General features: G+C 42.7%; 18 protein-coding genes. 10 read left to right on the forward strand and 8 right to left on the reverse strand.

Annotated features, from left to right (window positions below; genetic code table 11):
• Positions 1-13: 13 nt before the first annotated feature.
• The 5 genes from JIG41_RS11045 to JIG41_RS11065 form a co-directional block, all read right to left on the reverse strand.
• Positions 14-571: a YqgE/AlgH family protein gene (locus JIG41_RS11045; RefSeq protein ID WP_036966093.1), complete on the reverse strand. Its 558-nt coding sequence runs from the start codon at positions 569-571 to the stop codon at positions 14-16.
• 25 nt (positions 572-596) lie between these two features.
• Positions 597-1550 carry a glutathione synthase gene (gene gshB / locus JIG41_RS11050; RefSeq protein WP_182395428.1) on the reverse strand — a complete coding sequence of 318 codons (954 nt, stop codon included), beginning with the start codon at positions 1548-1550 and terminating at the stop codon, positions 597-599.
• 69 nt (positions 1551-1619) lie between these two features.
• On the reverse strand, positions 1620-2354 hold the full coding sequence (gene rsmE / locus JIG41_RS11055; protein ID WP_182395426.1) for a 16S rRNA (uracil(1498)-N(3))-methyltransferase: 735 nt from the start codon (positions 2352-2354) through the stop codon (positions 1620-1622).
• Positions 2355-2413: 59 nt separating this feature from the next.
• Positions 2414-2878 (reverse strand): hypothetical protein, encoded by a 465-nt coding sequence (locus tag JIG41_RS11060; RefSeq protein WP_036966101.1) that lies wholly within the window; start codon positions 2876-2878, stop codon positions 2414-2416.
• Between the two features lie 28 nt (positions 2879-2906).
• Positions 2907-3800, reverse strand: coding sequence for a hypothetical protein (locus tag JIG41_RS11065; RefSeq protein WP_199524737.1), 894 nt, complete (start codon positions 3798-3800; stop codon positions 2907-2909).
• 73 nt (positions 3801-3873) lie between these two features.
• Here JIG41_RS11065 and glnE point away from each other — a divergent pair, with 73 nt between their 5' ends.
• On the forward strand, positions 3874-6666 hold the full coding sequence (gene glnE / locus JIG41_RS11070) for a bifunctional [glutamate--ammonia ligase]-adenylyl-L-tyrosine phosphorylase/[glutamate--ammonia-ligase] adenylyltransferase (RefSeq protein WP_199524738.1): 2793 nt from the start codon (positions 3874-3876) through the stop codon (positions 6664-6666).
• Here glnE and JIG41_RS11075 read toward each other — a convergent pair.
• From JIG41_RS11075 to tolC, 3 genes are all read right to left on the reverse strand, one after another.
• The gene (locus JIG41_RS11075; RefSeq protein ID WP_036966110.1) at positions 6655-7230 is read right to left on the reverse strand and encodes a TcpQ domain-containing protein; all 576 of its coding nucleotides are present in this window, start codon (positions 7228-7230) and stop codon (positions 6655-6657) included. The genes glnE and JIG41_RS11075 overlap by 12 nt on opposite strands.
• 59 nt (positions 7231-7289) lie before the next feature.
• Positions 7290-8216 (reverse strand): LpxL/LpxP family Kdo(2)-lipid IV(A) lauroyl/palmitoleoyl acyltransferase, encoded by a 927-nt coding sequence (gene lpxL / locus JIG41_RS11080; RefSeq protein WP_180311072.1) that lies wholly within the window; start codon positions 8214-8216, stop codon positions 7290-7292.
• 107 nt (positions 8217-8323) lie between these two features.
• Complete coding sequence (tolC, locus tag JIG41_RS11085; protein WP_036966116.1) at positions 8324-9664, reverse strand: outer membrane channel protein TolC; 1341 nt, start codon at positions 9662-9664, stop codon at positions 8324-8326.
• Positions 9665-9815: 151 nt separating this feature from the next.
• Between tolC and JIG41_RS11090 the strand changes: the two genes are divergently transcribed.
• The 9 genes from JIG41_RS11090 (at position 9816) to rraB (ending at position 18806) form a co-directional block, all read left to right on the forward strand.
• The gene (locus JIG41_RS11090) at positions 9816-10448 is read left to right on the forward strand and encodes an NUDIX domain-containing protein (protein ID WP_036966119.1); all 633 of its coding nucleotides are present in this window, start codon (positions 9816-9818) and stop codon (positions 10446-10448) included.
• Positions 10449-10463: 15 nt separating this feature from the next.
• Entirely contained in the window at positions 10464-10922 is a 459-nt protein-coding gene (locus JIG41_RS11095) for a DUF1249 domain-containing protein (protein ID WP_036966122.1), read from the forward strand.
• Complete coding sequence (locus tag JIG41_RS11100) at positions 10909-11691, forward strand: metallophosphoesterase (RefSeq protein ID WP_182395417.1); 783 nt, start codon at positions 10909-10911, stop codon at positions 11689-11691. Before JIG41_RS11095 ends, JIG41_RS11100 begins: the two co-directional genes overlap by 14 nt.
• Entirely contained in the window at positions 11676-12236 is a 561-nt protein-coding gene (locus tag JIG41_RS11105; RefSeq protein WP_036966129.1) for a YqiA/YcfP family alpha/beta fold hydrolase, read from the forward strand. The genes JIG41_RS11100 and JIG41_RS11105 overlap by 16 nt, the downstream gene beginning before the upstream one ends.
• A gap of 33 nt (positions 12237-12269) precedes the next feature.
• Complete coding sequence (gene parE, locus JIG41_RS11110) at positions 12270-14159, forward strand: DNA topoisomerase IV subunit B (RefSeq protein ID WP_036966132.1); 1890 nt, start codon at positions 12270-12272, stop codon at positions 14157-14159.
• Positions 14160-14208: 49 nt separating this feature from the next.
• Entirely contained in the window at positions 14209-15309 is a 1101-nt protein-coding gene (locus tag JIG41_RS11115) for a sorbosone dehydrogenase family protein (protein ID WP_036966136.1), read from the forward strand.
• Positions 15310-15319: 10 nt separating this feature from the next.
• The gene (gene parC / locus JIG41_RS11120; protein ID WP_036966139.1) at positions 15320-17617 is read left to right on the forward strand and encodes a DNA topoisomerase IV subunit A; all 2298 of its coding nucleotides are present in this window, start codon (positions 15320-15322) and stop codon (positions 17615-17617) included.
• A 140-nt stretch (positions 17618-17757) separates the two neighbouring features.
• Positions 17758-18471 carry a 1-acylglycerol-3-phosphate O-acyltransferase gene (locus JIG41_RS11125; RefSeq protein WP_036966142.1) on the forward strand — a complete coding sequence of 238 codons (714 nt, stop codon included), beginning with the start codon at positions 17758-17760 and terminating at the stop codon, positions 18469-18471.
• On the forward strand, positions 18471-18806 hold the full coding sequence (gene rraB / locus JIG41_RS11130) for a ribonuclease E inhibitor RraB (protein WP_036966145.1): 336 nt from the start codon (positions 18471-18473) through the stop codon (positions 18804-18806). Before JIG41_RS11125 ends, rraB begins: the two co-directional genes overlap by 1 nt.
• Positions 18807-19218: the final 412 nt, after the last annotated feature.

Raw genomic sequence — 19218 nt, forward strand, 5'->3', positions numbered from 1 at the left:
TAGTGCGTTTAGGTTAAGCGTGACCGGCTTCAGAGCTTAGTTGACTGACATCAAAACCCAGCATAGAAACCGCTTTTTCCCAGCGTTTTTCTACGGGGGTATTAAAAATAATCTCAGGGTCAGCTTTAATGATTAGCCACGCATTTTCAAGTAGTTCTTGTTCAAGTTGTCCTTGATCCCACCCGGCATAACCTAAGGTGATAATAAACTGCTCGGGTGCTTGCGCTGTGGTGAGAGTTGCGAGCACATCTTTTGAGGTGGTGATCATAATATCACTACTGAGCTTTTGACTCGCCGTGTAGCCCGGCTTAGGCGAGTGCAGTACAAAGCCGCGATCCGTTTTCACGGGGCCGCCGGCGAACACTGCGCGGCCTGCGGCTTGTTGCGTCTTGTCGTTATCAATCTCGATTTTATCGAGTAACTCACCCACCGTGATATTGATAGGCTGGTTAATCACCAAGCCCATCGCACCATCTTGATTATGCTCACAAATATAAGTAACAGCACGCTTGAAAAAAGGGTCTTGCATGCTTGGCATCGCGATTAAGAAATGGTTCTCTAATGACTGCATAGGTCGCCCCTTTTGTTAGGTTTAATTAAGTATGGCTCAGTTTTCTCTCAATGGCATCAAATAAGTGACCAGTAATTGAAATGTCGTAAGCGGCTTCAATTTCTTTGACACAGGTTGGTGCCGTCACATTGATTTCTGTTAGGCGGTCGCCAATAATATCTAAACCAACAAAAATAAGCCCTTTCGCTTTTAGTGTCGGTGCGACAGCTTCAGCAATTTTACGGTCTGAATCACTAATAGGACGTGCTTCGCCACGACCGCCAGCCGCAAGATTGCCGCGCGTTTCGCCATTTTGAGGAATGCGAGCAAGGCAGTATGGCATGACTTCACCATCAACGACTAATACGCGTTTATCGCCTTGTTTTATTTCTGGAATATAGTTTTGTGCCATGGCAAAACGGCTACCATGTTCAGTCAACGTTTCGCAAATAACACCAATATTCGCGTCGTCTTCTTTAACGCGGAAAATTGACGCTCCCCCCATACCGTCCAATGGCTTTAAGATAATGTCTTTATGCTCAGCTAAAAATGCACGAATATCGGCTTGGCTTCGTGTTACGAGCGTATCTGGAGTGTGCTCACTAAACCAAGCGGTGAACAGTTTTTCATTGGCATCACGTAAACTCTGTGGTTTGTTGATAACCAACGTGCCTGCTTGTTCTGCACGCTCTAAAATATAAGTTGCGTAAATATATTCGGTATCAAAAGGAGGATCTTTACGCATTAAAATTACGTCTAAATCAGCAAGGGCAATGGAGGCTTTTTCTTCAAGCTCATACCAATGATTTACATCATCAAATACACGGGCTTTTGCTGCTGTGGCATAGCCTTGACCTTGGCGCAGTGACAGGTCGTCCATTTCCATGTAGTAAAGTTCGTAACCGCGTTTTTGTGCTTCCATCATCATTGCGAAGCCAGTGTCTTTTTTAATATTAAAGCCACTAATAGGATCAGAGATTATGCCTAACTTAATTGCCATGTTTTTGCCTTTCAATGGTATTGCCATACTGTGGTTAGTGATCTTGATATATGGGTGTTTTTACGATTTTCAATTCGCTAAATCACCAAACTGTAATTGCAATGCACTCAGTACCGTTAATGCCGCGGTTTCGGTGCGCAGTACACGTGGGCCTAAACGAATATCAACGAACGCTTGTTGTTTCGCAATCTCAAGCTCTTCATCGGTAAATCCTCCTTCAGGGCCCACTAAGAACCGCACGCCTGACGAAGGAACTTGAATGGTCTTAATGCTGTGCTCTGCACGTGGGTGCAAGGTTAACTTTATGGCATCGCTGCTTTGTTCTAACCACTCTTTGATATCAATTGGAGGGTGCACCACAGGGACAAAATTTCGTCCAGACTGCTCAGCAGCTGCGATGGCTATTTTTTGCCATTGTTGGTGTTTTTTAGCTAAACGTTCACCGCTGAGTTTGACACCACATCGTTGACTAAAAATAGGGGTGATTTCAGTGATCCCCAGCTCCACTGATTTTTGAATAGTAAAGTCCATTTTGTCACCTCGTGAAACCCCCTGACCTAGGTGGATTTTAAGTGGAGACTCTACGTCATGATCAATAAACTCGAGTGGTTGTACAACGACGTTCTTTTTACTTACTTCAATGATTTCACTGAGGTATTCGCCACCTTCACCATTAAATATTGACACCTGCTCACCGACTTTCATACGAAGTACGCGACCAATATGGCCAGCAGCATCTTCATCAAGGGTGACGGGGTTATCTAATATGATAACGGAAGGTTGATAAATATGAGGAACTCGCATGGGCTGTCACTTATAAAATAATTTAGCGATATGGTAAGTAAGCAGCGGCTTAGGTGCAATTATTTATTTAAATCTTCGCTTAAAGTGAGGATTTCAGCGCGCGTTTCGGCAATATCTGTTTGGCAAGATAGGTGGTTAATATGTGCGGGATCAGGGCAGGGAATGAAATCAAAGCCTTGCTCGTCTTGGTTTACTAAAAAGCGTACTTTATGCAGTGAGTTATAAATAAATTTTTGCGCGTCGTCTGCTAATTGGTAATCGGTTTGATTAATTAAAACACCTTGAATGTTATGGTGTTCATGTAAATAGCTGGCAAGCTCAGAGACACTTATTTCATTACTAAAATCACAGTAGCAATAATCTTTGATGAGTTGTTCAAACATCAGTTTGACCATATGACGGCTATTCGCACCTGCTACCACAAGGGTAGACCCTTGTGCGTTGGCAAAGTAATGTTGCGTAAATGCGCGACTAAAGTCACTGTCTACATCAACAAGTAAGTAATTGTTTACTTTAAATGGCATGGTGCCTCACGATGTACGTACTTCCGTATCAAATTGAAAACATACTAATTAGTAAATAGCCTATCGCGCCGAAAACGGCAAACTCTATGCATGCAATACCTATGTTATCTTGGTGATCCACTTCTAATGATGTATCTATATTGGGTAGTGAAATATATTTAATTATGTAGCTTAGCACATATAACAATACCCACATCGCACCACAGTGAGACACTAAAGTAAATAAGTTTTCAACCATCTTACCACTAATAAATGAAGCACTGGCAAGACCAGCGTAACCCGCCAATGCAAGGCCAATAGACTTACCCGCATAGCGAATACCAATAGAGGTGTTTTCTAAATTAAAGTTACTTTGTAATGAGGCACCTTGATTTGCTTTAGCAAAGCGGTATTCACGAATTTTACTGTCCAGCGCAAACATCCCTTGTAATACAAAGAAACTGACCGTTGCGATTAATAAACTACTGTATCCTTGAGTATGGCACCAGTTGTAAAGTCCTAAACTGATAATACAGTTTGCGATTAACATACCGGAGTCAACAAGCGCGGCACACACGTTTTGCTTGAGAATGGCGGCCTCTTCGTTAAAGCGATGTAGAATCCATTTGCGATGAATTAAGTGGCCGACTTTAATAAAGGCAAATAATAACGCGATTAAAATAACCACCTTGAGTGGGTTAGACTGGGCTGCACTTAAACTAATTTCATCAAAAATGTACGCGATAGTCGCGATCACTACTAAGATTTCACTGGCAAAGCTGATCCCCATTGCAAAGTTATCATGCTGGGCTAGTTCTTCCTTAAGCGCTTGTTTTGCTTTGATTTGCGTTAGGATGCGTAGGAGCACGATGGTGACGCAAATTACAGCGAAACTAATGGCAATCGCAAGTAAACTAGTGTTAGATAGTGATAAATATTGCATGCAGATCCCTGCTAAAAAGATTCTTTGATAATCATTCTAGTACGGTTACAGGTAAGTTAAAAGAGAGTATTTAATGAGTAATTTACACCCGCTTCCAGAAGCGCTTCAGCAGCTAGGTCAGACACGCTTTGCTGATTTGTATCCAGGCCAAGATGTTGAACCAAGTATTGTTAACTTATTGTCTTTAAGTGACTTTGCCTGGAGCTGCTTACAATCGCAACCAACATTAAAAGCGTGGTTGTTAGATACCTATGAACTTGCTAATCGCACCACAGAACCGCCCCTCAATAGCAATGAACTCTCAACCCTTGATGATGCGGCGGCAATGGCAAAATTGCGTGTATACCGAGAAAAATATTGGCTAAAAGTCGCCTATTTAGACTTATGTTGCCAAAACCCGATTGATGACAGCATTGCTTATATCTCCGAGCTTTCAGATCAACTTATCGACAGTGCGAATCAGTGGGCATTTGCACAAGTAGCAAACGTGAGTGGCACACCGCTGAACAGTGCTGGAGAGGCCATTCCTATGATGGTACTTGGCATGGGGAAATTAGGGGGCAAAGAGCTTAATTATTCGTCTGATATTGATTTGATTTTTTCATACCCGCGAGATGTCGCAACCCAAGGTGGACGTCGCTCTGTCGAAGCACAGGTCTTTTACACAAAGGTTGCCCAAAAGCTTATTATGGCGCTAAATCAAACCACCGTTAATGGCCAAGTTTTTCGTGTTGATATGCGTCTGCGCCCATTTGGCGAAAGTGGCCCTCTGGTCATGAGCTTTCAAGCACTTGAAGATTATTACCAAGAACAAGGGCGTGAGTGGGAGCGCTACGCCATGCTTAAAGGGCGTTTAATTGGCGCTGAAAATGGTTACTGGAAAGAGTTTTATGAGCTACTAAGGCCCTTCGTATACCGACGTTATATCGATTTTTCGGTGATTGAATCTTTACGAAAAATGAAACAAATGATCGCACAAGAAGTACGCCGAAAACGTTTAACTAATAACATAAAACTTGGCGCAGGCGGAATTCGTGAGGTGGAATTTGTGGTGCAAGCACTGCAAATGGTTCGCGGCGGGCGCGAAGCTAACTTGCAAACTCAGTCGCTCTTATTAGCTTTGCAAGAGCTTGTTAATAATCAAGTGATTGAGAAAAAAGAAGCTGATTTACTTAAGCATAATTACTTAGCGCTTCGTCGTATTGAACAGTATTTACAAATTTTCGCAGACAAACAAACACAAACATTGCCAGATGACGCGCAAAATCAGCAGCGTTTATGCTACTTACTTAAGCAGCCCGATTTTGATAGCTGTCTTGTGGCTATTAATAAAATAATGGCCGACGTGCACGGTGAGTTTGAGCAGGTGATAGGCTTTGAAAGTGACAGTGCAGACCCATGTGAAAGTGAATTTATCAGTGCATGGGAAATGACCGACGTCAGTTTGATGTGTGAGCCTAATCTAGATTGGCAGACTGCGCTTGATGATTTTAAAGCACGCTTAACGAAAGCCAAAATAGGCACCCGTGGTCGTGATATTCTCGATAAACTCATGCCACTATTGCTTAAGCAACTTACGGTAACGAAAGCGAGTAGCGATGCCTTTACCATGATTTGCCAAGTGCTGAATAAAATTATCTCGCGAACGGCTTACCTAGAGCTTTTATATGAAAACCCAGGTGCACTTAATCAATTGGTTGCACTGTGTTGTCATAGTAAATGGATTGGCGAACATATTTCTCGTTATCCAATTTTGCTTGATGAATTAATTGATCCCCAGGTGCTTTACAAACCAACGCCGTTATCTGCTTACAAAGATGAAATTAGGCAGTATTTTCTACGCATTGAGCATGGCGATCTTGAGTTACAAATGGAAGCTTTACGCCAGTTTAAGCAAACTCATCAATTGCGGATTGCCGCGGCCGATGCCACTGGTGTTCTTGATGTCATGAAAGTAAGCGATCACTTAACTGCGCTTGCAGAAGCGATTGTAGAGCAAGCGGTTAATATTGCATGGCATGCTTGTGTTGAGCGTTTTGGCCGACCAACAAATACCTCGGAGCAAGAAAAAGGATTTGCAGTCATTGCTTATGGAAAAACGGGGGGATTTGAAGTGGGCTACGACTCTGATCTCGATTTAGTGTTTGTTCACAACCACGATGGCAGCAGCTACACCGATGGCGACAAGTCGATTGATTCGCGTCAATTTTATTTAAAACTCGCTCAGCGATTAATGCACTTATTTAATACTCGTACAGCATCAGGCATATTGTATGAGCTGGATACGCGTCTGCGCCCTGAAGGGGCGTCGGGGTTACTCGCAATTAATCTTGAAAGCTACTACCACTACCAGCAAACGCAGGCATGGACATGGGAGCATCAAGCCCTTGTACGCTCGCGTATGATCTACGGTCAGGCATCGTTGAGTGAACGTTTTGCAGAAATTCGTCAAGATGTATTGTGCCAAGCGCGTGAAGCAGACAAATTACAAAAAGACGTGGTTGAAATGCGCGAAAAAATGCGTGCCCATCTTGCCAAGGGGACCGAAGAGTTATTTGATTTAAAGCAAGACCAAGGCGGTATAACCGATATTGAATTTATCACTCAATATGTTGTGCTCAAAAATGCGCATCAGCACCGTGCGCTGACATGTTGGTCTGATAATGTGCGCATTTTGGCTGATGCCGCTCGTTTTGGGTGTATTTCAGAACGTATGCAGCGCGATTTAGTCGCTGCATACATTGAGTATCGCTCGCGTTATCATATGATGAGTTTAAATCAGCAAGGCCGTTGTGCCCCTCGTGCTGAGCTAACTCAGCACATAGCACTTGTAAAGCAGGTGTGGCAGCAAGTATTAGCTTTTTAAACGACGGCAGTTTTCACGTACATAAGCAGAGGGCAGTTCAGTGATCACCGCTGCTCTTTGCTTAAAGCAGAAAAATGTATACACCTCGCTTTCAAAGTCGTCGTTAATTGCCCTGCCTACTTGGTACAGGGCAGAGACAAAATTACTATCAACACGAAAGTGATCTTTAACAACGTAATCTTTGCTTAAATACCAATACAACACAATGTCTTCGTTACGTGCGTAATCGGACAACACATCCTTGAGGGTTGTGCCGTTTTCAAAGCGACGCGGTTGCACATCACCCGTCCAGTTAGGTGAAGAGGGCTCAACGACTTTTTCTCGTTCAAACAACGCCATATCAAGGCTTGTTTCAGGTGCGGGCAACTTGAGTACGTATTTATCACGCTCGTTGTCTTTACTGTTCACTTGATTTCTAAGGGCAGCGTAAAAACGGGATAGTCCCTGTGCTGCAGCATTCTGAGTATCCTTGATATCAAGAACTGGCCCGCTGCCAAATAAAAAATAAATCGCAGCAGCAATTAAAATTACAGCTAATGATAAATGCTTAACCCAAAACCACATTTCTAATTCTCTTGTTGTTTACTCGTTTAATAAAACCATACAAATTAAAAATTGTCACTCTACTTATAATAAGATGGGGCATTCTCATCAGGGCGTGTTTTAAAACGGCGGTGTAACCACATGTATTGTTCGGGCGCTAAGTCGATTGCCTGTTCCATACGTTGGTTAACACGCGTCACATCTGTCAGGTTATCGCCAGATGGAAAATTTTCAAGAGCCGGCAGTACCGTTAAATGATAACGCCCTTGCTCATCTCTGCGACTGGTCAAGCTCACCGTTTCACAATATTTACTGCTTGAAAAAAGTAATGTTCCCGTGGTGGTTGCTGCATCTTGAACGGCATAAAAGGGCGCAAACTCACAACGGTTACGGCCATAATCTTGATCAGGTAAGTAATAGCATACTTTTTTGTTTTTAAGCGCTTGTAGTAAGCCTTTTACATCGCGTTTGCCAATTAGGTATTCGTTAGAACGCAACCGCCCGTTGGTGGTGAAGTATTCCATCAATGGGTTATTGTGTGGGCGATAAAAGCCTATGCCTTGGTGCTTTATTCCCATGATTCGGCTGGCCATTTCTAAATGCAAAAAATGTGGAACCAGTAACAAAACTCCTTTACCCGATTGCTGCGCTTTTTCAAAGTGTTCAAGTCCTGTTACTGAACCAAACACTTTTTTAATTCGCCACTCTGGCCACCACCAAGCCATGCCTGTTTCCATCATGGCTATGCCGGTGTTTTCCATGTTTTTTAGTACCAACTCACGTTGCTCGTGTTCAGGCATATTAGGAAAACATAACCGAATATTTACTTCTGCAATATGGCGGCGGCGCTTCATAAAGCGATGCACTAAACGGCCGATGAGTTTGCCGAGAAATAATTGGAATTTATGTGGTAACCAAGAAATTAAATACAGAAAAAACACGCCAACCCAAGTAAGCCAATAACGAGGGCCTAAAAAAGACGCTTTAAAGGGAGATGAACTAACCACAAAAATTATCTCTAAAAATAAAAAAGCTAGTTTAACTGTAAGTGTTTAAAAATACAAAAAGCCAGCAATAGCTGGCTTATAGAATCGTCAAGAATGATAAAAAATACTTAGATTTCTTTTAATCCTTGATTAATCGCGACGAGGTCTTCACCTGTTAATGTACCCGCAGCTTGCTTCAAGCGTAATGTAGAAACAACATAACGGTAACGTACGTTGGCAAGGTTACTTTTCGCGTTATAAAGATTTTGTGTGCTGATCAGTACGTCAACAATGGTACGTGTACCGACTTCAAAACCTGCTTCAGTCGCTTTTAATGCACTTTCGGCTGACACAACCGCTTGTTGAAGTGCTTTGTATGTAGCGATATCTGAAACCACTTGGTTATAAGACGTAATAACAGAACGTGTAACTGCACGTAAGCTTGCTTCTAAATCTTCGCTTGCTGCAACGTAGAATGCACGCGCTTGATCTGTCGCAGCTACGGTTGCTCCGCCAGAGTAAATTGGTACACTGAAATTAACACCCACTCTGGCCGTATCTGTGCGTGGCTCATGTGAGTTTTTATTTAAATCTTCTAGGCCGTCACTGTACGATGCGTTGAGTGTCAGCTTAGGGTAGTGCCCTGCTTTTGCTAAGTCGATTTGATCTTTTGCAATATCGACAGTCACTTTTGACACTTGCAGATTTAAGTTTTTCTCTTCAGCGATTTTTATGTAATCAGTTGACTGTTTACTAGGTGCAACCGTTGAAAAAGTGTCCGTGTTCAACATGTCTAATTTAGCATGATATTTACCCGTGATTTCACGCAGTTGCTCACGCGCTGTTTCGACACTGTTCTTAGCAACAATTTCTTTTGCGACTGAGTTATCAAACTGAGCTTGGGCTTCATGAACGTCAGTTATCGCGGTTAAACCCACTGCATAGCGCTCTTTTGTTTGTTGAAGTTGGCGCTCAATGGCACGTTTCTCAGCTTGCACAAACTCTAAGTTATCAATCGCGCTCAATACATTGAAATAGCCTTCTGCCACACGCACGATAAGATCTTGTTTTGCAAAGTCGTATTGTGCAGATGCTTGTAAAGCCTGTTTATCAGCAATACCTAGGGTATTCCAAGCACCTAAATCAAATAATGTTTGGCTTAAGCTGATGCCACGGCTGAATACATCTGTATCGCGACTAAACTCAGCATAACCTGTCGCATCAGTGCCTTCGTATAATGTTGAATCTGTTGATTCATAGCCAAGGCTAAGACCAATTTGCGGTAATAGTGCACTTAACGCGCGATCGCTCTCATAAGCTTGCGCATCTGCTTGGGCTTTTGCTTTAAGTACGGTAGGATCGTTTGCTGTTGCAATCTCGTAAACTTGAAGTAGGTCTTCAGCGTAACTTGCTGTTGCAGTCAATGCGCTTGAAAAACCGATAAGCGCAGCGAGTAGTGTTTTTTTCATTGTTCGTTCAGTCCTTAGACAATTTTCGTACTGTCACCATGGTACTCTTTTTTAATGAATAACCAAAAAAAAAATACGTAAATCTGCATGTCCAAGTGTAACAGAATATAATTGGCCGTATTTTTTACGCATAATGTATAGGAAATAGAGAATGAAAATAACCGCAATCTCACAATTTAGCCATGACGACATAGAGTTAAAGCCTATTGAACGTGTTTATGATGGTTTTTTTAAGATCAATTTATATTGCTTTCGTCATGCACTGTTTGCCGGTGGACAGTCTGTCGAAGTAAAGCGTGAAATATTAGAACGAGGCCATGCGGTTGCCGTACTTCCTTATGATCCGGTGACTGATCAGGTGTTGTTAATTGAGCAAATACGCATTGGGGCATTGGCCTCAAAACACTCTCCTTGGTTACTTGAATGCATAGCGGGTATGGCTGATGGCAGTACTGACTATGAAGAAGTCGCCAAACGCGAAGCGTTTGAAGAGGCGGGGATTGAGCTTGATAAACTTGAATTCATGATGTCGTATCTTTCAAGTCCGGGTGGAACAACAGAGCGTTTGTTCTTGTATTTAGCCTATACTGACCTATCTCAATACCAAGGTGGTATTTTTGGTCTTGATAACGAAGATGAAGACATCAAAACACATATAATGTCATATGATGAAGCCATGCTGCGATTGGAGCAAGGTGAAATAGACAATGCTGCAACGGTTATTTCGCTACAATGGTTAGCACTGAACAGGCAACGTATAGTGTCTGATTTGCAAAACGACTAACGAGTAGGGGGCATTTTGACGTACGTCACGGCTGAACAACGTTACATTCAGAGCTTACCTAAGTACTTAACTTTGTGTGAGCACAATTATGTGCGTGCATTAAAGTTACTTCCTCAAGAGCGTCAAGTTGACCAAGAACGTAAAGTTCAGTTGGGAAGTAGTACTTTTGTGGTCAAAATTGACAATACAGCAAAGTACACCATGGATATCTCGATTAGCCAGGAAGCGGGGCACGTACATTCGGTTAAACCGCTGTATTTAACCGTTCGTATGTACCATGATGCGAAAGTCGCCGAAATAATTCATCATGATTTTCATCAGCGCATTAAACCTTCGTATGCTTATCCTAATCCAAATATGCATCAAAAAGACGAGAAATATCAGCTGAATGCTTTTTTATATGACTGGTTAGTGGCTTGTGTTGAAAATGGTCGCGCAGTATTAAATTGGGATGTTAACAATGGCTTGGTTTAGCGACGCTTACCATTTTGAAAAATCGCAGTTAACGGTTGCCCATATTACAGATTGCCACTTATTTAAAGATCAAAGTGGCGAGTACTTTGGGGTTAATACCGCAGAGTATTTTGCACGTTGTTTAGCCGCAATTGCAGAGCATCAAGTCGACTGCGTTGTATTTGGTGGTGACTTAACGCAAGATCATAGCAGCGATTCATACCAGTTATTCGCTAAACTAATTGCGGATTCACCGTTGTTGTGTCCCGTATTTTGGTTGCCGGGTAATCACGATGAATTACAGGAATACCATGCGATTGCGGGTTCTCACATTTTAAGCCATAAGCGAATTACTTTTCAGGGTGGGCAATTATTGTTGGCTAACTCGAAAGGCGCAACACCTGCGGGGTGGGTAAAGCAGGCGCATTTAGAGGAGCTTAGTAAGGGAGTGGATGACATACCTAGTGTGGTGTTTTGTCATCATAACCCATTACCTATAAACGGTTATCTCGATAAACACCTCCTTGAAAATGGCCCGCAATTGTTAAATGCGTTGGTGAACACTCATCACTGCATCGCGTTGTTTCATGGTCACGTTCATCATGATTATAAGTATGCATTTCGCGGCTTGAATATATACGCAACACCCGCAAGCTCCATCCAGTTTACCAAGCAAACTACACAGTGGCAGCAAGAGGATTTAGGGCCTGCTTTTCGTTTAATTACCCTAAACTTTGATGATACGCATAGCGTGCAATTAACAACGGATGTAGTATGGCTAAACGGGTAATTTATATTCATGGCTTTAACAGCTCTGAAAAGTCTTATAAAGCGGTGCGTTTTGGTGAGCATATGGCGCAATTTGATGTTGACTATCAAGTGCCTCGTTTAACCCATGAGCCATTGCATGCCATGCTACAGCTAGAGCAGCTCATCACGGCAGATACCGTGTTGTTAGGCAGTTCGCTTGGTGGGTTTTATGCGACGTATTTGTCGCAGCGTTATGGCCTCCCTGCTGTTGTCATTAATCCCGCGGTTCGTCCTTTTGAGCTGCTTGATAATCTCTTGGGACCAAACTATAACCCGTATCAAAATGTTCATTATGAGCTTGATAAGCGGCATATGGATGCATTGCGCAGCTTGTATTTAGCGCAAATAAAAACGCCGTCATTACTCTATTTGTTACAGCAAACAGGCGACGAAGTACTGCCTTATCAAGAGGCGGTTAAATATTATTCTCAGTGTAAGCAACGCGTTGAATTTGGAGGCGATCATAGTTTTATCGGCTTCGAACAAACCTTTGCAAGTATTGTAGATTTTCTTAAAATCACGTAAAACATAGCTAAGCGCATAAAAGATATAAAAACTATGAGTCAGCAAAATTATAACGCCGAAGCAATTGAAGTCTTAAACGGGTTAGAACCTGTTAAACGCCGCCCTGGTATGTATACCGACACGGTGCGTCCTAATCATTTAGGCCAAGAGGTTATCGATAACAGTGTCGATGAAGCAATGGCAGGCCATGCAACAAAAATAGATGTCATTCTTCATGAAGATAACTCATTAGAAGTCATTGATGATGGCCGAGGGATGCCAATCGATATTCACCCTGAAGAAGGAATTCCCGGGGTAGAGCTTATTTTTACCAAGCTACATGCAGGTGGTAAGTTCTCAAATAAGAACTATCAATTCTCAGGTGGTTTGCACGGCGTAGGTATTTCGGTTGTGAATGCGCTATCTACTCGTGTTGAAGTGACTGTTCGCCGCGATGCGCAGCAATTTAGAATGGCCTTTGAACACGGCGATAAAGTCGAAGACTTAAACGTTATTGGCACGGTTGGTAAGCGTAATACCGGGACAACGGTTCGTTTTTGGCCTGATGCCAGCTATTTTGACTCAGCGAACTTTTCGATCACCAAACTTAATCACTTATTAAAAGCCAAAGCCGTATTATGCCCAGGTTTGCGCATCAAGTTTACCAATAAGCAAACTAAAGAAACACTCGAGTGGTACTACGAAACAGGCCTAAAAGACTATTTAAATGAGGCTGTAAAAGGCTTTGATGTCTTGCCTAAAGAGCCGTTTATAGGTGAGTTTGCCAGCTCAACAGAAGGCGCTGATTGGGCAGTTGTGTGGTTACCTGATGGTGGTGAATCGATTGCCGAGAGCTATGTAAATTTAATTCCAACCGCACAGGGCGGAACCCATGTAAACGGCTTGCGCCAAGGGCTTTTAGAGGCGATGCGTGAGTTTTGTGAGTTTAGAAACTTACTGCCACGTGGTGTAAAACTGACCCCAGATGATATTTGGGAGCGTTGTAGTTATGTGCTGTCAGTTAAAATGCAAGACCCGCAATTTGCAGGTCAAACAAAAGAAAAGCTGTCTTCGCGTTCATGTGCTGCATTTGTGTCTGGTGTGGTGAAAGACTCATTTAGTTTATGGTTAAACGAGCATACCGAAACTGCCGAGTTACTTGCCGATTTATGTATCTCTAATGCGCAACGTCGTTTACGTGCAGCCAAAAAAGTAGTGCGTAAACGCATTACCTCTGGCCCTGCATTACCTGGTAAGTTAACCGATTGCAGCGCGCAAGATAATGACCGCACTGAACTGTTTTTAGTTGAGGGTGACTCGGCGGGTGGTTCGGCTAAACAAGCACGTGATCGCGAGTTCCAAGCGATTATGCCGCTGCGAGGTAAAATCTTAAATACGTGGGAAGTTGAGTCTGGGCAAATTTTGGCATCGCAAGAAGTGCACGATATTTCGGTGGCACTCGGCATTGACCCTGATTCAAGTGACCTATCAGGTCTGCGCTACAATAAAATCTGTATCTTAGCGGATGCTGACTCGGATGGATTACACATAGCCACCTTGTTGTGTGCATTGTTTGTGCGTCACTTTCCTGCGCTTATTAAAAAAGGCCATGTGTACGTGGCAATGCCCCCCTTATTTCGAATCGACATTGGTAAGGATGTGTATTACGCCCTTGATGAAGACGAAAAAAATGGCATTTTAGCCCGGATAGAAGCAGAGAAAAAACGCGGTAAAGTTAATGTACAACGCTTCAAAGGTCTTGGTGAGATGAATCCGCTGCAATTACGCGAAACCACCATGGATCCTAATACACGTCGCTTAGTGCAGCTAACACTTGATGAAGAAGAGCAAACCATGGAAATGATGGACATGTTGCTTGCTAAAAAGCGTTCTTCAGACCGTCGTCAGTGGCTAGAAGATCACGGTAATCGTGCACAAGTTTAAATATAGAGCTGCAACTTAGTTGCTGAAAATGAATTAAAAGGCAAGAAAAATGAAAAAAATACTGACTTCATTATTATCACTGAGCTTGTTGTCAGCGCCAGTGATGGCAAAAGATATTTTAGATAAACTAACGGTTGCAGATGGCTTCAACGTTAGTTTATTTGCAGATGATGTTGAGAATGCGCGTCAAATTGCCGTTTCTAAAAAAGGCATTGTGTATGTCGGCTCGCGAAAAGCGGGCAATGTTTATGCGCTTATCGATCATAACAGTGATGGTGTAGCAGATAAGAAAATTGTGATAGCCAAAGGGCTCGAAATGCCGTCGGGTTTAGCAATAAAAGACGGCGATTTATACGTTGCTGAAGTGTCACGTATTATTCGTTTTAAAGAAATTGATAAACATTTAAAAGCACCCAAATTTGAGGTGGTTTACGATAAGTTCCCAACCGATCGTCACCATGGCTGGAAGTTTATTAGCTTTGCGCCAACGGGGGAGTTAATTGTGCCTGTTGGTGTACCGTGTAATATTTGTGCAGAAGATGACAAGTACGGCCGTATTTTCTCTTTGGATGTTGATACCAAAGAAATTAAAACGATTGCCAAAGGTGTACGTAATTCAGTGGGCTTTGATTATCACCCAACTACCCATGCTTTTTGGTTCAGTGACAATGGCCGTGACATGATGGGCGATGACATGCCTCCATGCGAGATTAACCGAGTAGGTGAAGGAGAAGAAGGCGCTCATTACGGTTTCCCTTATGTGCATGCAGGGGCTATTTTAGACCCTGAATTTGGCAAAGGTAAGCGTATTGCTGATTACAAATCACCTGCACTGGCGCTGGGGGCGCATGTTGCACCACTCGGTATTCATTTCTACAACGGTAAGCAATTTCCGGCCAACTACAAAGAACAGTTATTTGTTGCTGAGCATGGTTCGTGGAATCGTTCGAAAAAGTCGGGTTATAGAGTCATGCTAGCCAATGTTGAACAAGGCCGTATTACAAAGTACACCCCATTCATTACTGGCTTTATGCAAAATGAAGAAACATTTGGTCGCCCAGTTGCATTTGCAGAACTTGCAGATGGCAGCTTATTGATCTCAGACGATTACGCTAATGCGATTTACCGCGTTAGCGCTAAGAAAAAATAGGTAAGCGTTAATGAGTGATACAGATACCTTGCTGATGCAGGGCATAGAACAACAAACAATGGGGCGCTTTACTGAAGACGCCTATTTAAATTATTCGATGTACGTCATTATGGACCGCGCCTTACCGCATGTAGGCGATGGTCTAAAACCTGTACAGCGCCGTATTATTTATGCGATGAGTGAGTTGGGCTTATCGGCACAAGCAAAATATAAAAAATCAGCGCGTACCGTGGGTGATGTTTTAGGTAAATACCATCCACATGGTGACAGCGCATGTTACGAAGCCATGGTCTTAATGGCGCAGCCGTTTTCTTACCGTTATCCGCTGGTGGATGGGCAAGGTAACTGGGGGGCCGCGGATGACCCTAAGTCATTTGCTGCAATGCGTTATACCGAAGCACGTTTATCAAAGTTCTCAGAAGTTTTACTTAAAGAGCTTGGGCAGGGAACTGTTGATTGGACGGCTAACTTTGATGGCACATTAGATGAGCCGATGGTGCTGCCTGCTCGTTTACCGCATATTTTACTTAATGGTGTGACGGGTATTGCGGTGGGGATGGCAACCGATATTCCACCACACAATGTGCGTGAAGTGGCGAGTGCATGTTGTTTACTACTCGATAAACCAAAAACTGAAATCGAAGAACTGCTGGAATTAGTGCATGCGCCTGATTACCCAACAGAAGCTGAGATCATCACACCAAAAGACGATATTCGTAAAATTTATCAAACTGGTCGTGGTTCAATTAAAATGCGTGCAATCTACACCGAAGAACATGGTGATATTGTTATTACGGCGCTACCGCACCAATGTTCAGGTGCTAAGGTACTTGAACAAATAGCTGCGCAAATGAATGCGAAAAAGCTGCCAATGGTGGCAGATTTACGTGATGAATCTGATCACGAAAACCCAACGCGTATCGTTATTGTACCGCGCTCAAATCGCATTAAAGCAGAGCCATTAATGGCTCACTTATTTGCGACAACCGATTTAGAAAAGAACTACCGCGTAAACTTAAATATGCTGGGTTTAGATGGACGCCCACAAGTAAAAGATTTACTCAGCATTTTAACTGAATGGTTAACGTTCCGCCGTGAAACAGTACGTCGTCGTTTACAGTACCGTTTAGATAAAGTACTTGCGCGCTTACATATTTTAGAAGGTTTATTAACTGCTTTCTTAAATATTGATGAAGTGATTGAAATCATCCGTACTGAAGATAAGCCAAAGCCAGTGCTGATGGAGCGTTTCGCAATAACAGACACGCAAGCCGAAGCGATTTTAGAATTAAAACTACGTCACTTAGCAAAACTTGAAGAGTTTAAAATTAAAGGCGAGCAGGATGAGCTTGCCAAAGAGCGTGATAAATTAGAGCAAACGCTAGGCTCAGATCGTCGTATGTCGACGTTAATGAAGAAAGAAATTCAAGAAGCTGCTGAAATGTACGGAGATGATCGTCGTTCGCCTGTTGTTGAGCGTGTTGAAGCAAAAGCGTTGAGCGAGAAAGATCTTATTCCATCAGAATCAGTCACTGTTGTGCTGTCTGAAAAAGGCTGGGCACGTGTCGGTAAAGGCCATGATTTAGATGTGGAAGGACTCAGTTATAAATCAGGCGATAACTACAAAGCATCGGCGCGAGGTAAGAGCAACCAGCCTGCGGTGTTCCTTGACTCAAGTGGTCGAGCATTTGCCACGGATGCGCACAGCTTACCGTCAGCGCGAAGCCAAGGTGAGCCAATGACAGGGCGCTTTAATTTAAGCTCTGGGGCTAACTTTGAACATGTGGTGATGGCAGAAGACAATCAAGTATTATTGATGGCTTCAGATGCAGGTTATGGCTTTATTAGCGACTTTAAAGATCTTGTTAGTAAGAACAAGAATGGTAAAGCGTTGGTTAGTGTGCCTAAAGGCGGAGAACTACTTGCTCCTATCCGTGTGAGTGATGTTGCGACAGATTACTGTATGGCGATTTCAAATGAAGGCCGTATGCTGTTATTCCCATTACGTGATTTACCTAAGCTAAGCAAAGGCAAGGGAAACAAGATTATTTCTATTCCTAGTGCAAAAGTACAAGCCCGTGAAGAGTTTGTAAAAGTACTTGCGGTGGTGCCAGAGGGCAGCAGTGTGACACTTCATGCAGGCAAGCGTAAATTAACCTTAAAACCAAGTGATCTTGAGCATTATCATGGTGAGCGCGGTCGACGAGGTAATAAGCTACCACGCGGGTTACAGCGTGTAGATGAAGCGGTGGTAGAAATAACACACACCGATGAACCAGACGAATCCTCAACAGATTTGAGTGAATAAATTAAGAAGGCCTGCTAAGCAGGCCTTTTTTATTGCAACGAAAAGAGATTAATATCTTAGCGCACACATGTACGCCAAAAGCTATGGTAATGACATATTTCACGTTATAATGCGCGCTGATTTACTCGAGGAGAATCCGTTTGTTAGCTGTTTTTCGTATTATTATCATGGCGTTATTTATTGTTTTAAGCTGTGTGTTTGGTTTGCTTTTATGCATTTTTAAACCATTTCACAATAATAATGTGCACATTGTTTCAGGTTGGTTTAGTAAAATGGCGGTGTTGCTAGGCGTTAAGCTTGAGCTGACTTATCACCCTGACGCTAAAAATGTGGGTCCAGCAGTGTATGTAGCAAATCATCAAAACAACTACGACATATTCACCTTACCCGCGATGGTGCCAGAAAATTGCGTCAGCCTTGGTAAAAAAAGCTTAAAGTGGATTCCGTTTTTTGGTCAACTATACTGGCTTTCAGGTAATATTTTAATTGACCGTGCAAACCGCTCAAAAGCAGCGGGGACCATTTCTAAATCAGCCGAAAAAATAAAGCAAAAAGGTCTGTCTGTGTGGATGTTCCCAGAGGGAACTCGGAGTTATGGTCGCGGTTTACTGCCTTTTAAAACGGGGGCATTTCATACCGCAATGAGTGCAGATGTTCCCATTGTGCCTGTTTGTATGAGTACCACGCATAAAACTATTAAGCTAAACCGCTTAGACAATGGTACAATTTACCTTGAAATGTTAGCGCCGATTTATCTTGATAAAGACGTAACTGCACGTGAGCATGCGTCGCATGTTCATAATATTATGGCTGCTAAAATAACTGAATTAGATGCTCAAGTGAGAAATAAATAATGGAAAATTGGCGCGAAATTAGTGAAGACATTGTTACTTCACTCCTTGAAGATGGCTCAGATCCTGAAGTACTGTATGAAGTTGAACATCACTTCGTAAGTGAAAACTTCGAAAAATTAGAGCAAGCTGCGCTAGCCGCATTTAAACTTGGCTACGATGTTGAAGAACCTGCAGAACTTGAGCTAGAAGATGGCCAAAAAGTATGGAGCTTTGACGTCGTTGTTGAAGCTGAGCTTGACGTTGAAGTCATAATGGAAGATGTTGATAAATTAGAAGCCCTTGCACAGCAATGTGACGTTGAGTATGACGGTTGGGGCACATACTTTCAGGAATAAAATGTAGCAGCGGGTTTACCCCGCGTTACTGTTTGAATTATGGCGCGATATACAATCGCGCTTATAATTTCCTAACCTCTGACCTCAATCTCTAACCTCTAATCTCTAACCTCTAACCTCTAATCTCTAACCTCTAATCTCTAACCTCTAATCTCTAACCTCTAACCTCTAACCTCTAACCTCTAGTCTCTAATCTCTAATCTCTAACCTCTAATCTCTAACCTCTAACCTCTAACCTCTAACCTCTAACCTCTAACCTCTAACCTCTAACCTCTAATACCATTCCGCATAAAGATTAAATCAATTTAATCCATTCCCGATTGCACATTTTCTTCACTCGATCCGGGATTGAAATAAAGTGATTCCATGCCTTTGAAACTTCATCGACAATTTCGTCATAGCCCGAAAACAC

Origin of the sequence: Pseudoalteromonas sp. bablab_jr011 (genome assembly GCF_016464045.1) — a bacterium.
Taxonomy (GTDB): domain Bacteria; phylum Pseudomonadota; class Gammaproteobacteria; order Enterobacterales; family Alteromonadaceae; genus Pseudoalteromonas; species Pseudoalteromonas lipolytica.